We start from the raw sequence: 16,470 nt of genomic DNA on the forward strand, positions 1-16,470 counted from the left end.
TGCGGGTTAATCAGCGTGTTCTTGCCTGCGTGTCTGCGAATTTCTACGCCGCCGCAACCTAAACGCTTTGCCCTTAATGTGTCCCCTGTGGAGACATTTGGGGCGTCGATAGGGAGAGATTACAACTTAGGTTGTCAATATGTCAACAACTAAAGTTGTAAATAATTACAAATTTATTTTCTAAGGCTCCACAGCATTACCGCGATATTAGCGGGAAAGCGGGACATTAGCGGGCTCACTCCAGCCGCTGCCATATCGGAAAAGGGAAGGGGATGAGGAGGTTAGAGGGAGTATATTGCCTATATGCAATATATCGCCTACCATGATGATATGAAGACTAAATTGTTGGAGGCTGTTTGCAACAATCCCAAAGCGGTGCGGTTTGAGGATGCCTGCAAAGCTGCTGAGTATTTGGGATTTGCCCATAGGGGAGGTAAAGGCTCCCATCGTGTTTTTAAAAGGAAAGGCGAACCGGTACAGCTTAACTTCCAAAAGCGCCAAGGTTATATCCCGCCTTACCAAGCACGGCAGTTGATAGCGATGATCCAGAAATATGGAGGCGGCCTATGAAGTATTTGATTGAGATTTTCTGGAGCGAGGAGGATGAAGGTTATATCGCGGTAGTTCCTGATCTTCCGGGCTGTAGCGCCTGGGGCGCCACCCCGGAGGAAGCTATTCGAGAAATTCAGGACGCGGCTGCCGCGTGGGTTGAGGCTTGTAGGAAGTCTGGAGATTCCATACCCGAGCCTGTCACCAAAACCAGAAATGCAGCCTAATCAAAGCGTGATTTATGGCCAACAAGGTTTTTATCGGCGTGGAGTCATTCGATGAAATGGCCCGCCGTGCGCGTGAAACCGCTCGGCGCATGGATGCGGGAGAGCGGGTGCCGGAGGCGGATTATTACCTGAATTTTTCGAGTGCGGCCCATCTTTTTTCCGAGCTGACTCCCGCTCGGCTTGCGCTTCTGGAGCTGTTGAAATCGGAAGGCCCCTTAACCATCTACGCCTTGGCAAAGTGTTTGGAGCGCAACTACAGCAACGTCCACGGGGATGCGCAGAAGCTGCTCAAGCATGAACTCATCGCTAAGGATGCAGAGGGGCGGCTGTATGTACCGTGGGATGAAATTCAAATTCACCTTTCATTGTGTACGGCGGCGTGAGGAATGAACGGGAAATCAAAAAATATCGGGAGCGACTTGAAGAAAGTTGACGCTCATGCCATCCAGCCGGAGGAGTATGAGGAACTGCCGGAATTGACGGATGAGTTCTTTGATGAGGCTGACGAATACAGAGGCAATAAGCTGGTACGCGGGGGCAGGCCAAAGGCGAAGAACCGCAAGATATTATTGTCGATACGGTATAGCCCAGAGGTGGTTGAATACTTCCGATCCACCGGCGAAGGCTGGCAGGCCCGCATGGATGAGGCTTTAAAGGAATGGATTAAGGAGCACCGCTCGGAGCGATGAAAGCCTCTGATTTTGACAGGAAGTTCAATGAGGGCAAGGATGTAACTGAGTTCCTTGATTTAGAAAAGGCCTGCCGCCCAGGGCTTGAGGCAAGGCGCGCCAACGTGGATTTCCCCGCCTGGATGGTGCAATTGCTTGATAGGGAAGCGCGCCGCCTCGGAGTCACACGCCAAGCGTTGATTAAGCTCTGGCTGGCAGACAAACTTGATCAAAGTTCCAGGAGAGATGCACTAACGCAGCGCTGAAGAGGAACGGCGGTAGTTGATTGCGGTGGATCACTATATCGAGGTGAGTAAGAAGCGCGGCGTTCCGGCGCAAAAACCTTATTCCTGCAAACTGATCCTTCGCATGCCGCCAGAAGTTCACGCGCGCTGCGCCATGATGGCCGAGGCCAATGGGAAGAGTCTCAATCAGTGGGTGGTGGAGGTGCTGGAGCAGGAGGTTTCAGCGCCAGTGGATTAGTAAGCAAACGCCAGAAAGGTGCAAAAAGGCCTGCTCAGGGTGGGCTAGGAATAGTCTTTTACGACTCAAACAAATCCCTATTAGGGGATAGAATTCTAAATCCGCTATTATTTATGAGTTTTGCACTTCTAGGGGATATATGTAGGTCTCCACGACATTCTACTAATTGCCTATTTTCGTGCGCATGGATAGCGTTCAGATAATCATCTCCAGATAATTCAAACGTAATATTCCGCTTTTTCTCATTTTCTAGTTCAGTTACCGTAACCAGTCCAGATTCGCTGTTCTCATCGCGTTCTAATTTCTTAACTATACCAAGAATCTTGGTGTCTTGTAGTATATAATTATCCTTGAAATATTCGGAAGCTTCTTCCAAATAAGGTATATAATCAGAGGAAAATGAATGCTCTAATTTTATTTTATCGATGCTCTTCTCGGCTTTTGAGAGGGATATAGAGATAGAGAAATTACGAGCTTTGGTTTCTCCACTTAGGCCTATAAGGGCATCGCAAAAATTTGCGCTTACACCTTGCTCAACGGCCTTATCGAAAACAAACAAGCTCGATTTTCTCCTGTACTCTTCTACGGAATATGAAATCGCTTCTAAGCTTTTTGCTAGAGTATTCATAACTGCGCGCGCAAAAGATACTCTCTCTAATAACTCTGACTGGGCTTCTTTATTTTGTAGTATCGGGGAAATTAAGTTAATTATATAGCTGCCTGCTTCAGTTTGCCCGAGCCTTACATTCCTTATATGATCTTTCGCTTTCTGAGGATAATACCCAGAGAAAAGTTTTTTCTTTGAAAGAGTTGAAAGTGTCACTGACGTAATTAGAGCTTGTGCCTTTTTAATTAGCAATACTCCATCTTCTATGGGAATTGAGCCGTCTTTAACATCAGTATGGACAACTCGTATCTGTACGAGGTCGGCATAGAAATTTGCAACGTCCTTTAATACATCGTCATAAGATCTTTCTTCGAAGTGAGAAAGTATATGAATTATATCCCAGACACGTTTCTTGTAATCCTTGAGATATTGCGCTTCTGGCTGAACCACCTCGAAATTTGTATATTTGGCTTCTGTTCTGTGCCAAATCGATGCAATCTCTCCTATTGAGCCTTCCTCTATCCATCCATTGGATACCAAGTAGCCTCGGATTTGGTCCGGCGTAATTGCTTCAATACGCTTCAAGAGGGTAGAGTTGCTCATAAGTACTCACCCTTGCTAGCAAGGGTCATAAGTTCCACTAAAGTCTCTTTTGTCAGCCTTTGCTTTAGCGGAATATCAACGGTGACTTTTGTTTTATTATAGGTTTTAGGATGATTTCTGATAGATACCCAGTAACATGAGTTTCTCAAGATTAACTCTTCATCCTTGTATTCTACCCAGTCCTGTACATTTTCTGGAATGACTAAGACGGCTAAGTATCTGGGACATAGAACATTATCTCCACGGAGATCATTATAGTTCTTTAGGGACAATGGAAATTTAATAACGTTACCGTTCAGCAGATCACGGGAGGTGCACTTTAGTTGTAATTCAATTTTCGGGTTTCTGAGTATTCCTTTGAAATCTTTCCCTATAAGCTCTAAGTCGATGCTGTCATCGTCTACAGATGGATGAGCATTATTAAGGCCTGCTTGAGCTGCGATAGCCTTTATATAAGCCACACTAAATTGTTCTTTTTGTTGAGCAAGATCCATACTAAGCTATCTACATTTTTAAATCTCAGTGCTATAAAGTGAAAGCTCCTTTATATTTTTCTTAAACAGCGGGCAAATCTTAGCGGTTAGTGGCCGTATCGTCTTAGCCTAGAGGTTCTTTAGGATTCTGAATAAACTGTCCAGAGCGCAATCGCATGCGGTGGGGAGGTGGATGTTTTCTAATACCCCCATCCCTTAGCCTGTTCTTGTTACTCCTCACCACCTGTCCTCGGCATCTTTATAGATGCTGAATGCCCCCCGACTCAATACCTCCGCGTTTTGGCGCGGGCGAGAAGATCCTCACTCAAACCTTGCATAACCCCCATAGTGAAGTAGGGATCTTGGGCGGAATGCCCCGAGAATCCTTTGATGGGGCGGCGGCCCCGAAGAATACCCACGAATGCCACGCCAATAAGCTGCCCCTCACGGGCTCTGCCAAGCAAGTCCTCCAGGGTTTTAATTGTCCCCTGTGACGTGAGATGGCCGTCCATGTCAGGGTTCCTTATCCTTTTTTTTATTCTTCTCCTTTTCCTGTCTGGCCAAGAAATCAGCCAACGACTCCCCAGGTTCCATAATCACCGCCTCATCATCTCGCCTATCCAGCCCGCTCCTGCGCTCGAAGTCCACTTCGTGGACGTTTTGCCGGCGGTCCCTGCCGCTGCGGCGTTCTTTGTGCGGTAAGGGGTAGATGGCCTCTTCCTTGACTCCTAGGAGGGTCAGGATGGCTTGAACCTTCTCGGGCGGGGCATCAATGATCGATTCAATGGCCCTAATCTTTTCTGGTGAGGCCGAGGCAATAAGCCGAGATAGTCGTAGTACGTATTCTGGGGTCTCCTCTTTTTTTGAGCGCGGACCCCCAGAAGAGAGTTCCTCAACAGTTACGCCGAAAACCCTAGCCAGTTCCATTAAGTACCGGGGTTGTTTAACGGTTCCATCTTCAAGCTGCTGAATATTCTGAGGTTTCACTTTTACACGACGAGCCAGCTCTGACTGGCTCCAGCCTTGCTCCTCGCGCAACCGTTTCACTGTATCAGCAATATATTCTCCTAGGCGCATAGGTTCCTCTCCAGAGTCCAGCCACTCCGATCTTACCCCTAACGCTTTGGCAAGCGAGACAATATCTGAGGTTTCGGATGCACGCCCGACTTCCAGCTTTGAAATCATTTGCTGTTTGACGCCAGAGGTCTCTGCTAGCTGCCTCTGCGTCATATTCGCTTCCAGCCTGGCTTTCTTTAAACGCTCACCTAGGTTCATGCCAGGCAAATTACAACTTGTGTTGTAACCATTCAAACATCTATAGTTGTTGACATTAAGACAACTCAGGTTGTATAAATTGGGCATGGCTAATCGACCTGTATTAATTCCATCACTACAAAGAGCAGTTGAAATCGTCGGCGGACAAGTTGAGCTGGCAAAACGCTTGGGCGTTACGCAACAGCGTATTTGGAACTGGTTGTACCGGGACAAGTGCCAGCGAATTCCCGCTGAATACGTGCTTCCCATTGAGTGCGCCACTAATGGTCGTGTCACCCGGTACGAACTGCGGCCCGACATCTTCGGGGAAAGGGAAGAGGCTGCCGCATGACCCCCACCTGCCTCCATGCCAAGCCTTGGCTCGTTCACGGTGGAATCTCCGTCGAATGCCTGGCCAAAGGCGAGCGAGGTTATGCCTGGGACATTGAGCGGCAGTGCGGGCAGTTTGAAAGGAAGGCATCGCCATCTCCTGAAAAATCGTTTGGCAGGAGTAAAGCCCATGGATTTAGGGAATGACAGGGAATCAGAGGGGATTTATCACCGAGTCCGACCTGCTGCGTCGCATTGCCGTGACACACCAGAACGCCATTTCGGAGCAGACGGGCCTGAGCACCACTCAGGTCAATCGGATCGTGTCCGGGAAAGCGGGAATCTCCCTAGGCAAGGTGGTGCTTTTTCTCTACGCCCTAGGCTACGAGGTCATCGAGAGGGAAGGGGAAATGATCAGTGTGCCCAGGGAGGAATACGAGGCCATGCGCACCTTGGCGCGGAAGGCGCTCGGATGAACAGATTACAACACCGCCATAGCCTTGGGGCGGCAATGCCGAGGCGTGCCACCGGGACCGTTTGGGCCTGGCGCCTTCTAATACCAATTTCATGTAATTTTGCACTGTATAGGTCTAATTTAAACAAACACTTACAACCTTAATAAATTGCATTCTTTTGTCAAATTGGTATAACCAGGCCGGAGGGTGGCGATAGGTGAAAGCGCTCATTGAGAAAGATTATGAAGGGCTCCTGGTGCAATTCACCGGAGAAGGGTGGTTCAATGCGACGGCTGTTGCTGAGAGATACGGGAAAAGACCGAACGATTGGCTTGTGTTGGTCTCGACACAAGAATATATAGCGGCGATTTGTGAACACCATAAAGTGAGCCGAACTCACTTTATTAAAACGAAAAGAGGAAATACCAATTTTTCTGGGTAATGGGGGTGTACAAATAACTGTGTAACTGGTGATCTGTAATTAACAACAAGGAGAAAGCACTGATGACCAGTATTGAAAAAAAGACCGATGAGTTGCTGGATGAACTTCTGAAGGAGTGCAATAGCCCGAAAGAGGTTCTGGGCGAGCATGGGTTATTGAAGCAGCTGAGCAAGCGCTTGGTGGAGCGGGTTTTGGAGGCTGAGCTGACTGAGCACCTAGGGTACGCGCCCCATGCTCAGGAAGGTCGGGGCAGTGGCAACAGCCGCAACGGCAAGAGCAAGAAGCGGGTTCAGAGCGAGGCGGGGCAATTGGAAATCGAGGTGCCACGGGACCGCAATGGGAATTTTGAGCCGCAATTGGTCAAGAAACGTCAGCGTCGGCTGGAGGGCTTTGATGAGAAGGTGCTAGCGCTGTATGCCCGGGGGCTCTCGACCCGAGAGATTGAGGCGCAGCTGGAAGAGCTCTATGGGGTGGAGGTCTCCCCGGCGCTGATTTCCCAGGTGACCGATGCGGTGTTGGAGGAGGTGCGGGCCTGGCAAAGCCGGCCCCTATCGGCCGTCTATCCCATCCTATATTTTGATGCCTTGTTTGTGAAATCACGCCAGGAGGGCATGGTGAAAACGAAAGCAGTGTACTTAGCCCTGGGGGTCAATCTAGAGGGAGAGAAAGAGCTGTTAGGGATGTGGATGAGTGAAAACGAAGGGGCTAAATTCTGGCTGTCGGTATTCAATGAGCTGAAAAACCGGGGGGTCGAGGATTGCTTTATTGCCTGCGTGGACGGGCTCAAGGGCCTGCCTGAGGCCATCGAGGCGGTGTTTCCACAGGCCCAGGTTCAGCTGTGCATCGTGCACAAGGTGCGCGGCTCGCTGAAGTATGTCCCCTGGAAACAGCGCCGGGCCGTGGCGGCCGACCTGCGGGCCATCTATGGCGCCGCGACCCTGGCCGAGGCCGAACAGGCCCTAGAGCGCTTCTCAGCGCGTTGGGATGAGACATATCCGGCCATCAGCCCCAGCTGGCGGGCCGATTGGTCACGGCTGACGGTCTTCTTTGATTACCCACCCCAGATCCGGCGAGCCATTTATACCACCAACGCCATCGAATCCTTGAACTATTCACTACGAAAAGTCTTGAAAAACCGGGGCGCTTTTCCCACGGATGAAGCCATTTTCAAGGTGCTCTATCTGGCCCTGAACAATATCACCAAAAAATGGACTCAACCCATTCGGGACTGGAAGGCCGCCCTCAATCAATTCGTCATCCTCTTCGCTGAGCGGATGCCCAAGTGAAAATTAGTTACACAAAAAACTTGACACCCTCTATTGAGGCTGTCCTTCAACATCCAGAGCAGCGTATAACCGGAGTCGCGAATCGAGTGGGTTTTGCTCAAGTCAATGATGACTTTCATCTCGGAATCGCGGACTTGTTGTGCTGCCTCCCAAAATTCCCGGCATAGGGCAAAATCCAGGACCTCAGGGGAAGTTAAAAAGGTGGCGTGGTCTTCAACCTTAGCCCCGAGGCTGTGGGCTACCGCCAGGTGAGTCGCTAAGGACATGATCGCCTCCCTTAATTGCGAAAGCACTTGCTGCCATGGGGCCGCCGGTGCTTAACAGGGGTTTTATCAATTGTTGTGAATTTAAAATGAATAGTAAGTAAAGACCAAAACCCCTGTAATAAAAATGGGTATTTTTACGTACTTTGGTCTGTTTCCATAGCTTCTATAATAATTAAGATCATTAGGGTTAATGTATGGAGTAGCTCCAAATCTAATCCAGCAGCGTCTCAACCAACTCATCCAGGCCGGGGAGGGCACTCTGCCTGTCTGGCTGCGCTCCTGATAGCCCTGCAGAGCACCAGCGGAAAGGAGGGGGCCAACTCAAGAATTTGCATTTGCATAGGTAAAGGATTAACCTTTTTAGCGTGACTAAATCGTGACGCAACGCTGTCAAAAGGGGGTGTTTCGTGACATATTTAGTCACGCTAGGCGCGGGGCATGGCTAGTAAGTTGTTGAATTTATTAACCTATGTCTGTGAATTCTAGGCCTTCTAAGCCGAGGGTAGTAGGTTCGAATCCTACCGGGCGCGCCATGTATTGCAGTTTAGAGGCTGCACCTTACCGCATACTGCGGTATAATTATCGGCTTTTATGGTGGGCGTAGCTCAGTTGGTAGAGCGCAGGATTGTGGCTCCTGTGGTCGTGGGTTCAAATCCCATCGCTCACCCCAAATTTTAGTGTTGGGGCCATTAGCTCAATTGGTAGAGCAGCTGACTCTTAATCAGTAGGTTCAAGGTTCGAGTCCTTGATGGCCCACCATTAAATCAATAAGTTACGTTATTTTTGGGTGACGTAATTTTGACGAAATATTTGGCAGCCAAATATTTTTCTATCTAAGTGGGGTCACCTTGAGTGGTTTTCTCTTGTAATGCCGATAGAGAGTCCGCCTGTCCTCGTGCCCCAGCAAGTTGTCGTCGCTCGCATCTGAGCCTGCGGTCGTCCTTAAATCCTTAAAGGCAAACCGCATGCTAGGATCAAGTCTGCCTTCTTGAATAGCTTTCCGCATAGCCTTCTGCCAGAGCGTTCTAAAGCCGTCTCCCGTGTATGGCTGGCCGTGTTTAGTGTGCAGAATCCAGAGTGTGGCGATGGTGCTCGGAAGGTTTTGAGCGCGATTGATGGCCTCTCGAAGATCCTCGGTCCAAGAGAACATCAGTGTACGCCCCGTCTTGCTGGTACCAACCAGCAGGCCCTCCTCTTTGCAGTCGGTACGTTTCAGCTTTAGCACATCCCCCTGGCGAAGACCTGTGAGCAGCGCAATATCCATGGCGCATTGGACGACTTCCGGCATAACGTCATAGACTAGGCGGTATTGTTCCGGATCCACATAGCGCCCGGATGGTGTTTCCGTATTACGCTTAACGTGTCGGCAGGGGTTGTCTTTGGCAGCGCCCCAGCGAATAGCGTATGAAAATATATGGGATAGCAAGGCCTTTTCCCTGTTGGCGCTCACTGGGGGCCGTCGGTCCATGTAAGCATAAATCTCAGGCGGGGTGAGGTCATTCGGCGGCATGTGTCCGAAAACGGCTCGGAGGGGGACCAACTGCTTTAGATTGTCTTTCTGAGTCCGGGGCGCTTTCTTTGGGATGACTTCTTTCTGGTATCGGTCCATCACTTGGCCAAGAGTCATCATGGGCCTAGGTTGGGTGTTGATTTCAGCATATCGAACCATGGCTTGATGATAGTCGCGGCCGAGGTTATGCCATTTCCCCTGGCGGTCCACAAAGAAGTAGGTGTTGTGGTTGTGGTACACTCGCTGAGGTAAATCTTTGCGACCTTTACGCTTCCTGCCCATTGCCTACCCTTTCAAGCGCCGAGAAGTCGGGCCTAGATTTTGGCTTTTCTTGCTTGCCCCCTTCAATCTCTGACCTTGCAACGCGCGGGTAGCCATCGGCGGCCACGAAAAAACGCAGGCCATAAGACCGGAGCTGCCTGATCATGCAGCTCGGTTTTTTATAGCCGGTGAGTTCTTGCAATTCTGATCGAGTTAAGAACATGGCTCATATATTTGGCTGGTTTGGGTTGCCCGGGCGCTACCCCGGGCGTTTTGAATTTACGGACTACCGAGCAAAACAAGGACCTCTTTCCCCAGCTCATCCCGAATATACTCGTACACATCATTGACGGCATCACGATAGGCCCGCTCCGGGCGCATGAGCTTGTACCACATTTTTAAGGACCCGCTGACGATTCGATACCGGAATTTTGCTTCCAGCTCATAATGCTCGCCGCCCTCGATGACCTGGATCCCAAGCTTGATGCTTTCGGGAATGCGAAGCTCCCCTCTTTGACCGGCTCCGGCTTCGGACTCCTCCGAGTAAAGGAACTGGGTATTGCCATCCTGCAGGCGGGTGGCCTGATTGAACTCAACTTTGGTTTTACACCTGAGTGTGGTGCAAATTTCCAGCATTTGGGCGCCTATAGGCTCAACGATATCTTGTAGGTGATCTTCGATGAATTCAGCGAATTCGGTTTGGGACATTACCTTCTCGCTGTCGCCTTCCCAGCTTAAGAATTCAGGTGTTTTCTTGCATTTCAGGAATGCCCTATGATTACACCAATCGGCCGTTGATGGGCCATGGTAATCAATGATTCCACGAATGGAACCTTCTTCTATGTCACAGAATACAGCGGTGTTTTCCAACCGGTATTTTTTTATATAGGCGATAAATGAATCCGGGTTTGATGACCGAAACGATGAGACTGTCTTGGTTGGTCTTTCCATCAAATTACTTAATTCTTCAATATGATGATTTGATGGAATAATAGCGATGGGGCATTCGCCCACTTTTATGATTTCTGGTTTAGACTCCCTCCCTGCCTCAAAGGCTGCCTGAAAATCACTCGGTATCGATTCAAGATTTGTTTCGGTCACTGATTATTTCTCCACTTTTTTGAGTTGCTGAGGCTTGTTGTCACTGACGCTTTTTAAATCCATTTTCACTTGTCGCGGATCTTCTCTCTGGAGATTCCCTTCCGGGGTGCCGAACATGAGCGTCATTCCTTTGTCCAGCTCCGGGACTTGGGCTTTGATTTGCTCTCGGATTTCATATTGCCCGCTGTTCTGCCCGATGGGTTTGACGGTCAGGGTTAGCGTCAGTTTGGCTTGCTTGCCCGTGTCCCTCGCTCCCTGGACACACTCGTTTAATCTCTCGCTGAGTTCCTGGGCAGCGGCGCCATAACGTAGTTGGTTGATGGTGTACGCGAATAGATCAGGTCTCATGTTTTCTCCTGTGGTTAAAAAGTGGGTTTTTCGTTTAACTGCATTCCTATGATGACTTTGTCGAAGTCGATGGCCTCCAGGGCCACCGTAGCCGTCTGGGTCGCTTCGTCTATCCGGCCCTGGCGCAGATCGTTGGCAATGAAGGCGAGGGCATGAGCCGCGATTTCTAAATCGGTGCCTTTCCGGATGGGGCGAATACAGTCCAGGTAAACTTCCATCATGCTTTCCTCCACCACTGGGCGTTTTCAAGGTACTCGCAAAACTCGGTGAGGTCTCGCTTTAGCTGAATAATCCCGGGTGCGTCGATCTCCCTTTTGTCGAGTTCGTTCTCCAGGTCATCAAGGGCCTTGATGGTGGCTTCCATTTTTCTGATAGCGGCTGGGACTTTTTTCTTGATGCTCACCGCTTCACCTCCACGATCCGGTTCAGAATTTGCTCCTTAATCACATCGCCATGGCAAGCCCGCGGGGCACACCAGCACACTAGGTTGAGTTCTCCGGTCTCGCGATATATTTTCACCAGACGGTTGAACTCGGTTCTTGCCTGGCTTCTTCCCTCTAAAGTGACCTCCAGCAAGGCTTGATATTTAGCGATGACTTCATCCCGGTTTCCGTCTCGGCCAATGACAAACGGGTTTCCCAGCGGCGAAGGGCGTCCGATATAGACACCCTGGCCGCCGTGGCGTTTGTTAAGCACTCGGATGGTCATTGACTTACTTGGCTCAGACATGGGGCGGTTCGGTGTATTCACCGAAGCCTGTGAGATCCAGATTGAGCAGATAGTGATGGAGCGCCTCGACGCCGCCGTCGCGGATTTCCGCCGCCACGTCGTCATAGACTGCCTTGGGGAGTTTTTCCGGGGTCCAGATGATGCAATGGCGGCGGTCGTCTTCCTCGAGGACCACGGGCATGCGTTCGTTGGAGAAGAACACCATATTGACGTGGTTGCGCTCCTCGTAAGCGTCGACACCTTTGGAATTGATGAGGATCCACTCGTTGGTAACGATCTCTTTGAGCTTGTTTTCAATATAGGAGTCGGATCGGTTAACCACTTCGTCGACAATAATAAAAAGCTTTTTCGAGGCCCAGTCGTTGAATTTGTCCTCCACGGCCGACTGGTCGATGATGCGGCCGTAGCGGCCGTAAATCTGCATGATGCACTCGAAAAATAGGTTTTTGCCGGTGCCCTGGGGACCGTGGATAACCAGGGCCGTTCGCATTTTTGCGCCTGGGTTTTGAATGGGATAGGCCAGCCACTTGAGCACCCAGTCGAGCAGTTCATCGCTACTATGATTCTCACGGCTGCATAGATGATCGAGCAGTTTAAGAAGAGACTGGCAGTTGCCCGCTTTCGGCTGCGTTGGCCAATCTGTGATTGGCTCATTTATCCATGATTCGAGTTTTTTATTAGTGTTCATTGGTTTCCTCCAGCAATTTTTTTCCGAGACAATTGGACACGGCCAGGCACGGCTTCCCTCCACCACTCTGGTTGCTTTTCATCGGCGGCGGTGTAGTTCCACATCAGCGGAGCGATATCTTCATCCTCCATGGAGACGCCTGAGCGCACAGGACTAAGGAATCCCCAAACCTGCCCCGGTTGCCTTCTCCCGCAAGCGAATAAGGTCCAGGCCTCACCGCCGTTCACCTCGTGGCGATGAAATAGGCCGCGAGCATTCCCAACACGGCGAAACCGGAACGGTTTGAGAGAGATCCTTTTCACGAGATAGCCAGGACCTATATAAAAGTTGAAACATTTCACGCTGGCGTTGGAATTTACTGCGGATGGAGCTAACCAGGGCAGGTTCAGGCAGTCTTCCACCAACCCCCGGGTCAGCGGAAGCGATATATGCCATTCCCAGGGATGATTATGAAGCCGCCCTTGTTCGGACGGTCCTACGAAACGGTGAAGGTAAAGCTCAACGCCGAACACACGGCAAATGAAGTACCGCTCCAAAAAATGATCGCCCTTGCCCGTGCCGCCGATGAGGCGCGCAGGCAGGTAGCCGCTGAGCCAAAATAAAAACTTTTTCACGCTTTAATTTCTCCTTTGAATTGCCGCCGGTAGCGGGGGAACTTAACCACGTTGGCATTTGTTTGGCTGGCCTTGATGATGTCCCTGGCGATGCGGTTAAGTGCGGTATCTGGCCACTGGCTAAAATCATCCAGCCGGACAAATGATTCTGCTCCCGTGCAGGTGGTCAGCACTCTTCTCGAGGGGAGGGTGCGCATAGTGATATGGGTGATCATTGTTCAGTCTCCAATTGTTGTGCCGATACCCTGGTATCCCAGGATCTTTCCGCTTCTCCACAAAAAGGGCAGTTTTTCATCCCACCCCCAGCTCATCCAAACGATAGCCATTCACCGGATCGTGAAGGTCTTCCACCTTTTGGTCCGGTTCTTCGTTATCCGTCATGATCTCGTGCAATTGGCCCAAGATGTAATAACCAAAAAGAGTGGGATTGGCAGCCAGTTCGGCGAGCTGCTCGATATGCAGATGGGCTAGCGCATCGCGTGCTAGGACGGGCTTTTCCCACATCCATTGCTGGAGATTACGGGCTTCGTGGTAGGGCGCTAGGCGGGACTGCTGTGCTTGCAACTCGGCGCATTTCTTGGCCAGGTGAACGGCGCAGTAGGAATCTTCCAGGAGATGGAAGTTTCTCTTCCTGGCTTCCGTGATTCCCTCGGAGAGGAATTGCTGTATGTGTTCGTTGTTTGTCATTTGGCGAATTCCTCCCACATCCATTCGCTTAACCCGCGTCCTGCGATCAAATCCACAAACCAGAAGTAGCAGTCGGAACCAAAATCGACTGCTGCAAATACCATGATTGCTGTGAACAGGAACCACAGCGTTAAAGACACGTCTTCTCTATCCATCATCGTTCTCCTTTTTTAAGCACGCTACCGCCGGGCAGCTGCCTTTAGTGGGTGCCCTCAATGTCCCTTGTGGGGGTATTTGTGGGCCGATGGAGAAAGTAAAGCATGACTTTATATTTTTAGTCAAGTATTACTTTACTAGTAAATAAAATGGTGGATTACGTTTGATAAAACTGTAGTAGTTGTGTGTTCACCGACTTCCGTGTCGGAAAAGAAAAGAGGAATTGGGGGATTAGGGGAGGTAGAAAGTGGTTGCCGCCTTGAAGTATTTATACATTGTAAATACACTATAAAAATGAACTACGAGTGGGATGAGAAGAAGCGCGCGGCTAATTTGGAAAAGCATGGCCTAGATTTCCTGAGCGCCATCGAAGTTCTGGAGAGTGCAGAGCTTCTTGTAGTACGTGATAACCGCAAGGACTACGGCGAGGAGCGGCTTATTGCCTATGGCTGCTTGAATAATAGAGTTTATGTCGTGGTCTACGTACAGCGCAGGCCGAAGGTGGTGCGCCTCATCTCCTTCCGCAAAGCCAATCGCAGAGAGGTAATGTTTTATGAAACGGCCCTATCCAGAGGAACCTGATGTAGTGAGGTATACCGAAGAGGAAATCAAAGAGATGATCGCGCGCGGGGAAGATCGGACCGACTGGGATCGAGTGAAGAAGATGCGCGACGAGGATATCGCCATTGATGAGGATTCCCCGGAAATCACTGAAGAGATGATGGCGCACGCCGAAGTTATCCGCCGCCCCAAGGAAATTGTGACGCTACGCCTGGATGCCGAGGTGCTGGAGTGGTTTAAAGCCCAAGGGAAGGGTTACCAGACGCGCATCAACGCGGTGCTGAAGGCGTATATGAAAGCACGCGAGGAACGGCGGTAACGGGTTATTGGGCCTGGCCTAACTGATGCTCCTTTGACATTCCCTTTTTTAGGGAGATGATGATTTATTCTAGCAGAGCCACTATCTTTTTTGGATGGTGCTTTACCGCCGCTTTGTGGTTTCTTATTGGTCACCAAATACCTCCCTAATTTATAAATACCCACGCTCCCTAGCAGGGGGGCATACCCCTTACTGGTGCTCTCTCTTGGCGTACATGATTAATTCATGGTCAAGTTGCCGGAGAGCGCCCAAAGCAAAGTGAGGGTCTTGCCCGGCATATCCAGACCAGCCTTTAGTAACCCGTCGCCCTCTCATAACTCCCACAAAAGCAACTCCTATAAGCTGCCCTTTTTGTGCATCTTCTAGGAGTTTTTTTAAAGTGTCTACTGTCCCCGCAGAGATATGATTACTTTGTGGGGCCATCGTCTCCATCATCTCTTTTTTTTATCTCGTCCCTAAAAAAATCTTCTATAGATTCACCGGGGCCTAGGATCACGCCTTTATCTTTTCTTCGATCTAATCCACTCCTGCGCTCGAAATCCACTTCTTGGACATTCCGCCGGCGCTCCTTACCGCTACGGCGTTCCTGGGAGGCATTGGGTTTAGAGGATTTCTTTTTCGTTAGCCTTTGATCCTGTTCGTATTTGCTTTTTAGCTCGAAGTAGAGTTCCTCGTTCTTTCGCTTCGCCTCCCGCATAGACTCCAGAAAATCCTTTTGTTGCCTATCCGTTAGGCTTTCGAAAAGGTTCAGGACCTCTCTCTGTTGAGGGGTTAACAGCGATTCAGTATCTGAAAGCCTCATAGATCCTTGGCCGGTCAGTAGCCAATCAATTGATATGCCTAACGCTGCCCTAATACCTGGAAGTCTATCTCTAGCAATTTTTCCTGTTTTCAGCCACCCACCTATTGCTTGCAAAGACATATCAAGATTAGTCGCAAGCTTGGCATTCGAGACGCCGGTCTCGTCCATCGCCTGGCGGAGTCGTTTGGCTACATCTTTGTCATCAAGCATAACTTGATTATTCAGGTTGTATACATTTTCTCCAAGCAAACTGGGATTGACCTTTTGATAAAGTTGTGCTTTATTAAATGGCATTATGAAAACTCCACTTGATATTTCTATTGAAATCCTCGGAAGCCAGGCGGCCTTAGCGCGTGAAGTTGGAGTCACCCTCCAGGCTGTGAATCAATGGGTTAAAAAAGGGAGAGTCCCTCCAGGGCGGGCCATCGCAATCGAGCAGGCCACCAAACGCCGTGTCACTCGTTATGAACTCAGGCCCGACATCTTCGGAGAAAAAGAAAGCGCCGCCGCATGACTGTCTCCTGCCAACATTGCCTCCATGCCAAGCCTTGGTTCGTCCATGGCGGAATTTCCGTGGAATGCCTGGCCAAAGGCGAGCGGGGCTATGCCTGGGACATTGAGCGGCAGTGCGGGCAATTTGAAAGAAAGCCATCGGATTCTCCTGGTAAGTCACATGCACGGATTAAAGCGCATGGTTGGGGGGGATGACAGGGGATCGCGCGGGATTTTTAACCGAGGCGGATTTGCTGCGGCGGATCGCCATGACTCGGCAAAACGTCATCTCGGAGCGCACGGGCTTGAGCGACAGCCAAGTCAACCGGATCGTTTCCGGTCAATCGGGGCTGACCTTGGGCAAAGTGGTGCCCTTTCTCCACGCCATCGGCTACGAGGTTATCGAAAGAGAAGGGGATAGGGTCAGCGTGCCCAGGGAGGAATACGAAGCCATACGTATTTTGGCAAGGAAGGCCTTGGGATGAACAGATTACAGCACCGCCATAACCTCGGGGCGGCAATGCCGAGGCGTATCACCGGGACCGTTTGGGCCGGGAGT

34 protein-coding genes and 2 tRNA genes are annotated in these 16,470 nt (G+C 50.2%); 18 read left to right on the plus strand and 18 right to left on the minus strand.

From position 1 onward, the window contains the following. Positions 1–303: 303 nt before the first annotated feature. The 6 genes from NHAL_RS04630 to NHAL_RS04655 are packed head-to-tail and all read left to right on the plus strand — an operon-like array spanning position 304 to position 1,927. Complete coding sequence (locus tag NHAL_RS04630) at positions 304–570, plus strand: type II toxin-antitoxin system HicA family toxin (protein ID WP_013032006.1); 267 nt, start codon at positions 304–306, stop codon at positions 568–570. Beyond that, positions 567–776 carry a type II toxin-antitoxin system HicB family antitoxin gene (locus NHAL_RS04635; RefSeq protein WP_013032007.1) on the plus strand — a complete coding sequence of 70 codons (210 nt, stop codon included), beginning with the start codon at positions 567–569 and terminating at the stop codon, positions 774–776. Before NHAL_RS04630 ends, NHAL_RS04635 begins: the two co-directional genes overlap by 4 nt. Positions 777–814: 38 nt before the next feature. Beyond that, the gene (locus NHAL_RS04640) at positions 815–1,159 is read left to right on the plus strand and encodes an HVO_A0114 family putative DNA-binding protein (RefSeq protein ID WP_203434358.1); all 345 of its coding nucleotides are present in this window, start codon (positions 815–817) and stop codon (positions 1,157–1,159) included. A 3-nt stretch (positions 1,160–1,162) separates the two neighbouring features. Then, positions 1,163–1,465 carry a BrnA antitoxin family protein gene (locus NHAL_RS04645; protein WP_013032009.1) on the plus strand — a complete coding sequence of 101 codons (303 nt, stop codon included), beginning with the start codon at positions 1,163–1,165 and terminating at the stop codon, positions 1,463–1,465. Further along, positions 1,462–1,710, plus strand: a complete 249-nt coding sequence (brnA, locus tag NHAL_RS04650) for a type II toxin-antitoxin system BrnA family antitoxin (RefSeq protein ID WP_013032010.1) — start codon at positions 1,462–1,464, stop codon at positions 1,708–1,710. Before NHAL_RS04645 ends, brnA begins: the two co-directional genes overlap by 4 nt. Positions 1,711–1,753: 43 nt before the next feature. Beyond that, the gene (locus NHAL_RS04655; RefSeq protein ID WP_238985442.1) at positions 1,754–1,927 is read left to right on the plus strand and encodes a toxin-antitoxin system HicB family antitoxin; all 174 of its coding nucleotides are present in this window, start codon (positions 1,754–1,756) and stop codon (positions 1,925–1,927) included. 58 nt (positions 1,928–1,985) lie between these two features. Here NHAL_RS04655 and NHAL_RS04660 read toward each other — a convergent pair whose 3' ends face one another. The 4 genes from NHAL_RS04660 to NHAL_RS19635 all read right to left on the minus strand — a co-directional run bounded on the left by NHAL_RS04660 (position 1,986) and on the right by NHAL_RS19635 (position 4,972). Beyond that, positions 1,986–3,137, minus strand: a complete 1,152-nt coding sequence (locus NHAL_RS04660) for a hypothetical protein (protein WP_013032012.1) — start codon at positions 3,135–3,137, stop codon at positions 1,986–1,988. Continuing rightward, positions 3,134–3,631: a DUF4365 domain-containing protein gene (locus NHAL_RS04665; RefSeq protein ID WP_013032013.1), complete on the minus strand. Its 498-nt coding sequence runs from the start codon at positions 3,629–3,631 to the stop codon at positions 3,134–3,136. Before NHAL_RS04665 ends, NHAL_RS04660 begins: the two co-directional genes overlap by 4 nt. A gap of 263 nt (positions 3,632–3,894) precedes the next feature. Continuing rightward, on the minus strand, positions 3,895–4,122 hold the full coding sequence (locus NHAL_RS04670; protein ID WP_013032014.1) for a hypothetical protein: 228 nt from the start codon (positions 4,120–4,122) through the stop codon (positions 3,895–3,897). 1 nt (position 4,123) lies between these two features. Beyond that, on the minus strand, positions 4,124–4,972 hold the full coding sequence (locus NHAL_RS19635) for a helix-turn-helix domain-containing protein (protein ID WP_083761358.1): 849 nt from the start codon (positions 4,970–4,972) through the stop codon (positions 4,124–4,126). Here NHAL_RS19635 and NHAL_RS04680 point away from each other — a divergent pair. The 5 genes from NHAL_RS04680 (at position 4,971) to NHAL_RS04700 (ending at position 7,377) form a co-directional block, all read left to right on the plus strand. Continuing rightward, complete coding sequence (locus NHAL_RS04680) at positions 4,971–5,216, plus strand: helix-turn-helix domain-containing protein (RefSeq protein ID WP_013032016.1); 246 nt, start codon at positions 4,971–4,973, stop codon at positions 5,214–5,216. The two genes, NHAL_RS19635 and NHAL_RS04680, sit on opposite strands and share 2 nt — an antisense overlap. Next, on the plus strand, positions 5,213–5,401 hold the full coding sequence (locus NHAL_RS04685) for a hypothetical protein (protein WP_013032017.1): 189 nt from the start codon (positions 5,213–5,215) through the stop codon (positions 5,399–5,401). The genes NHAL_RS04680 and NHAL_RS04685 overlap by 4 nt, the downstream gene beginning before the upstream one ends. Beyond that, the gene (locus NHAL_RS04690; RefSeq protein WP_013032018.1) at positions 5,398–5,670 is read left to right on the plus strand and encodes a helix-turn-helix domain-containing protein; all 273 of its coding nucleotides are present in this window, start codon (positions 5,398–5,400) and stop codon (positions 5,668–5,670) included. The genes NHAL_RS04685 and NHAL_RS04690 overlap by 4 nt, the downstream gene beginning before the upstream one ends. Positions 5,671–5,866: 196 nt before the next feature. After that, positions 5,867–6,091 (plus strand): KilA-N domain-containing protein, encoded by a 225-nt coding sequence (locus NHAL_RS04695; RefSeq protein ID WP_013032019.1) that lies wholly within the window; start codon positions 5,867–5,869, stop codon positions 6,089–6,091. Positions 6,092–6,153: 62 nt separating this feature from the next. Beyond that, positions 6,154–7,377, plus strand: a complete 1,224-nt coding sequence (locus NHAL_RS04700; protein WP_013031487.1) for an IS256 family transposase — start codon at positions 6,154–6,156, stop codon at positions 7,375–7,377. Here NHAL_RS04700 and NHAL_RS20810 read toward each other — a convergent pair. Continuing rightward, a complete protein-coding gene (locus NHAL_RS20810) occupies positions 7,338–7,643 on the minus strand; it encodes a hypothetical protein (protein WP_013032020.1) in 306 nt (101 codons plus the stop codon). The genes NHAL_RS04700 and NHAL_RS20810 overlap by 40 nt on opposite strands. A 594-nt stretch (positions 7,644–8,237) precedes the next feature. Between NHAL_RS20810 and NHAL_RS04705 the strand changes: the two genes are divergently transcribed. Next, positions 8,238–8,313: transfer RNA gene (locus NHAL_RS04705), tRNA-His, on the plus strand. A gap of 13 nt (positions 8,314–8,326) precedes the next feature. Further along, a tRNA-Lys gene (locus NHAL_RS04710) sits at positions 8,327–8,402 on the plus strand. Between the two features lie 70 nt (positions 8,403–8,472). Here NHAL_RS04710 and NHAL_RS04715 read toward each other — a convergent pair. The 12 genes from NHAL_RS04715 to NHAL_RS20925 all read right to left on the minus strand — a co-directional run bounded on the left by NHAL_RS04715 (position 8,473) and on the right by NHAL_RS20925 (position 13,739). Next, complete coding sequence (locus NHAL_RS04715) at positions 8,473–9,435, minus strand: site-specific integrase (protein WP_013032021.1); 963 nt, start codon at positions 9,433–9,435, stop codon at positions 8,473–8,475. Then, a complete protein-coding gene (locus NHAL_RS04720) occupies positions 9,419–9,637 on the minus strand; it encodes a DUF4224 domain-containing protein (protein WP_013032022.1) in 219 nt (72 codons plus the stop codon). The genes NHAL_RS04715 and NHAL_RS04720 overlap by 17 nt, the downstream gene beginning before the upstream one ends. Positions 9,638–9,693: 56 nt before the next feature. Then, positions 9,694–10,515: a YfdQ family protein gene (locus tag NHAL_RS04725; protein WP_013032023.1), complete on the minus strand. Its 822-nt coding sequence runs from the start codon at positions 10,513–10,515 to the stop codon at positions 9,694–9,696. Between the two features lie 3 nt (positions 10,516–10,518). Then, complete coding sequence (locus NHAL_RS04730) at positions 10,519–10,863, minus strand: hypothetical protein (RefSeq protein ID WP_013032024.1); 345 nt, start codon at positions 10,861–10,863, stop codon at positions 10,519–10,521. Between the two features lie 14 nt (positions 10,864–10,877). After that, positions 10,878–11,084 (minus strand): hypothetical protein, encoded by a 207-nt coding sequence (locus NHAL_RS04735; RefSeq protein WP_013032025.1) that lies wholly within the window; start codon positions 11,082–11,084, stop codon positions 10,878–10,880. Beyond that, positions 11,081–11,266, minus strand: coding sequence for a hypothetical protein (locus tag NHAL_RS04740; protein WP_013032026.1), 186 nt, complete (start codon positions 11,264–11,266; stop codon positions 11,081–11,083). The genes NHAL_RS04735 and NHAL_RS04740 overlap by 4 nt, the downstream gene beginning before the upstream one ends. Beyond that, positions 11,263–11,571: a DUF4326 domain-containing protein gene (locus tag NHAL_RS04745; RefSeq protein WP_013032027.1), complete on the minus strand. Its 309-nt coding sequence runs from the start codon at positions 11,569–11,571 to the stop codon at positions 11,263–11,265. The genes NHAL_RS04740 and NHAL_RS04745 overlap by 4 nt, the downstream gene beginning before the upstream one ends. 13 nt (positions 11,572–11,584) lie before the next feature. Beyond that, positions 11,585–12,280, minus strand: coding sequence for a primase-helicase family protein (locus NHAL_RS04750; RefSeq protein WP_013032028.1), 696 nt, complete (start codon positions 12,278–12,280; stop codon positions 11,585–11,587). Beyond that, the gene (locus NHAL_RS04755) at positions 12,277–12,894 is read right to left on the minus strand and encodes a hypothetical protein (protein WP_013032029.1); all 618 of its coding nucleotides are present in this window, start codon (positions 12,892–12,894) and stop codon (positions 12,277–12,279) included. The genes NHAL_RS04750 and NHAL_RS04755 overlap by 4 nt, the downstream gene beginning before the upstream one ends. Next, entirely contained in the window at positions 12,891–13,109 is a 219-nt protein-coding gene (locus tag NHAL_RS04760; protein ID WP_013032030.1) for a hypothetical protein, read from the minus strand. Before NHAL_RS04760 ends, NHAL_RS04755 begins: the two co-directional genes overlap by 4 nt. 76 nt (positions 13,110–13,185) lie before the next feature. Beyond that, positions 13,186–13,581, minus strand: a complete 396-nt coding sequence (locus NHAL_RS04765; RefSeq protein ID WP_013032031.1) for a hypothetical protein — start codon at positions 13,579–13,581, stop codon at positions 13,186–13,188. Then, the gene (locus NHAL_RS20925; protein ID WP_157862480.1) at positions 13,578–13,739 is read right to left on the minus strand and encodes a hypothetical protein; all 162 of its coding nucleotides are present in this window, start codon (positions 13,737–13,739) and stop codon (positions 13,578–13,580) included. Before NHAL_RS20925 ends, NHAL_RS04765 begins: the two co-directional genes overlap by 4 nt. 292 nt (positions 13,740–14,031) lie before the next feature. On the opposite strand from NHAL_RS20925, the gene NHAL_RS04770 reads away from it, so the two are divergent. Together NHAL_RS04770 and NHAL_RS22320 are read left to right on the plus strand one after the other, a co-directional pair. Then, positions 14,032–14,319 (plus strand): BrnT family toxin, encoded by a 288-nt coding sequence (locus NHAL_RS04770; RefSeq protein ID WP_013032033.1) that lies wholly within the window; start codon positions 14,032–14,034, stop codon positions 14,317–14,319. Beyond that, positions 14,291–14,617, plus strand: coding sequence for a BrnA antitoxin family protein (locus NHAL_RS22320; RefSeq protein WP_013032034.1), 327 nt, complete (start codon positions 14,291–14,293; stop codon positions 14,615–14,617). Before NHAL_RS04770 ends, NHAL_RS22320 begins: the two co-directional genes overlap by 29 nt. Before the next feature lie 406 nt (positions 14,618–15,023). On the opposite strand, the gene NHAL_RS04785 is transcribed toward NHAL_RS22320, so the two are convergent. Continuing rightward, positions 15,024–15,713: a helix-turn-helix domain-containing protein gene (locus NHAL_RS04785; RefSeq protein WP_041354648.1), complete on the minus strand. Its 690-nt coding sequence runs from the start codon at positions 15,711–15,713 to the stop codon at positions 15,024–15,026. A 1-nt stretch (position 15,714) separates the two neighbouring features. Between NHAL_RS04785 and NHAL_RS04790 the strand changes: the two genes are divergently transcribed. The 3 genes from NHAL_RS04790 to NHAL_RS04800 are packed head-to-tail and all read left to right on the plus strand — an operon-like array spanning position 15,715 to position 16,396. Next, positions 15,715–15,933: a transcriptional regulator gene (locus tag NHAL_RS04790; protein WP_013032037.1), complete on the plus strand. Its 219-nt coding sequence runs from the start codon at positions 15,715–15,717 to the stop codon at positions 15,931–15,933. Then, positions 15,930–16,127, plus strand: a complete 198-nt coding sequence (locus tag NHAL_RS04795; protein ID WP_013032038.1) for a hypothetical protein — start codon at positions 15,930–15,932, stop codon at positions 16,125–16,127. Before NHAL_RS04790 ends, NHAL_RS04795 begins: the two co-directional genes overlap by 4 nt. After that, positions 16,124–16,396, plus strand: coding sequence for a hypothetical protein (locus NHAL_RS04800; protein ID WP_013032039.1), 273 nt, complete (start codon positions 16,124–16,126; stop codon positions 16,394–16,396). Before NHAL_RS04795 ends, NHAL_RS04800 begins: the two co-directional genes overlap by 4 nt. Positions 16,397–16,470 lie beyond the last annotated feature (74 nt).

Origin of the sequence: Nitrosococcus halophilus Nc 4, from assembly GCF_000024725.1 — a bacterium.
In the GTDB taxonomy this organism is placed as follows: domain Bacteria; phylum Pseudomonadota; class Gammaproteobacteria; order Nitrosococcales; family Nitrosococcaceae; genus Nitrosococcus; species Nitrosococcus halophilus.

Excerpts from the sequence above, each read along its gene's own strand:
- NHAL_RS04630 (WP_013032006.1), top strand. The coding sequence starts at position 304 with ATGCAATATATCGCCTACCATGATGATATGAAGACTAAATTGTTGGAG.
- NHAL_RS04635 (WP_013032007.1), top strand. The coding sequence starts at position 567 with ATGAAGTATTTGATTGAGATTTTCTGGAGCGAGGAGGATGAAGGTTAT.
- NHAL_RS04645 (WP_013032009.1), top strand. The coding sequence starts at position 1,163 with ATGAACGGGAAATCAAAAAATATCGGGAGCGACTTGAAGAAAGTTGAC.
- brnA (WP_013032010.1), top strand. The coding sequence starts at position 1,462 with ATGAAAGCCTCTGATTTTGACAGGAAGTTCAATGAGGGCAAGGATGTA.
- NHAL_RS04660 (WP_013032012.1), bottom strand. The coding sequence starts at position 3,137 with ATGAGCAACTCTACCCTCTTGAAGCGTATTGAAGCAATTACGCCGGAC.
- NHAL_RS04665 (WP_013032013.1), bottom strand. The coding sequence starts at position 3,631 with ATGGATCTTGCTCAACAAAAAGAACAATTTAGTGTGGCTTATATAAAG.
- NHAL_RS04670 (WP_013032014.1), bottom strand. The coding sequence starts at position 4,122 with ATGGACGGCCATCTCACGTCACAGGGGACAATTAAAACCCTGGAGGAC.
- NHAL_RS04680 (WP_013032016.1), top strand. The coding sequence starts at position 4,971 with ATGGCTAATCGACCTGTATTAATTCCATCACTACAAAGAGCAGTTGAA.
- NHAL_RS19635 (WP_083761358.1), bottom strand. The coding sequence starts at position 4,972 with ATGCCCAATTTATACAACCTGAGTTGTCTTAATGTCAACAACTATAGA.
- NHAL_RS04685 (WP_013032017.1), top strand. The coding sequence starts at position 5,213 with ATGACCCCCACCTGCCTCCATGCCAAGCCTTGGCTCGTTCACGGTGGA.
- NHAL_RS04690 (WP_013032018.1), top strand. The coding sequence starts at position 5,398 with ATGACAGGGAATCAGAGGGGATTTATCACCGAGTCCGACCTGCTGCGT.
- NHAL_RS04700 (WP_013031487.1), top strand. The coding sequence starts at position 6,154 with ATGACCAGTATTGAAAAAAAGACCGATGAGTTGCTGGATGAACTTCTG.
- NHAL_RS20810 (WP_013032020.1), bottom strand. The coding sequence starts at position 7,643 with ATGTCCTTAGCGACTCACCTGGCGGTAGCCCACAGCCTCGGGGCTAAG.
- NHAL_RS04715 (WP_013032021.1), bottom strand. The coding sequence starts at position 9,435 with ATGGGCAGGAAGCGTAAAGGTCGCAAAGATTTACCTCAGCGAGTGTAC.
- NHAL_RS04720 (WP_013032022.1), bottom strand. The coding sequence starts at position 9,637 with ATGTTCTTAACTCGATCAGAATTGCAAGAACTCACCGGCTATAAAAAA.
- NHAL_RS04730 (WP_013032024.1), bottom strand. The coding sequence starts at position 10,863 with ATGAGACCTGATCTATTCGCGTACACCATCAACCAACTACGTTATGGC.
- NHAL_RS04735 (WP_013032025.1), bottom strand. The coding sequence starts at position 11,084 with ATGATGGAAGTTTACCTGGACTGTATTCGCCCCATCCGGAAAGGCACC.
- NHAL_RS04745 (WP_013032027.1), bottom strand. The coding sequence starts at position 11,571 with ATGACCATCCGAGTGCTTAACAAACGCCACGGCGGCCAGGGTGTCTAT.
- NHAL_RS04750 (WP_013032028.1), bottom strand. The coding sequence starts at position 12,280 with ATGAACACTAATAAAAAACTCGAATCATGGATAAATGAGCCAATCACA.
- NHAL_RS04760 (WP_013032030.1), bottom strand. The coding sequence starts at position 13,109 with ATGATCACCCATATCACTATGCGCACCCTCCCCTCGAGAAGAGTGCTG.
- NHAL_RS04765 (WP_013032031.1), bottom strand. The coding sequence starts at position 13,581 with ATGACAAACAACGAACACATACAGCAATTCCTCTCCGAGGGAATCACG.
- NHAL_RS20925 (WP_157862480.1), bottom strand. The coding sequence starts at position 13,739 with ATGATGGATAGAGAAGACGTGTCTTTAACGCTGTGGTTCCTGTTCACA.
- NHAL_RS04770 (WP_013032033.1), top strand. The coding sequence starts at position 14,032 with ATGAACTACGAGTGGGATGAGAAGAAGCGCGCGGCTAATTTGGAAAAG.
- NHAL_RS22320 (WP_013032034.1), top strand. The coding sequence starts at position 14,291 with ATGAAACGGCCCTATCCAGAGGAACCTGATGTAGTGAGGTATACCGAA.
- NHAL_RS04785 (WP_041354648.1), bottom strand. The coding sequence starts at position 15,713 with ATGCCATTTAATAAAGCACAACTTTATCAAAAGGTCAATCCCAGTTTG.
- NHAL_RS04790 (WP_013032037.1), top strand. The coding sequence starts at position 15,715 with ATGAAAACTCCACTTGATATTTCTATTGAAATCCTCGGAAGCCAGGCG.
- NHAL_RS04795 (WP_013032038.1), top strand. The coding sequence starts at position 15,930 with ATGACTGTCTCCTGCCAACATTGCCTCCATGCCAAGCCTTGGTTCGTC.
- NHAL_RS04800 (WP_013032039.1), top strand. The coding sequence starts at position 16,124 with ATGACAGGGGATCGCGCGGGATTTTTAACCGAGGCGGATTTGCTGCGG.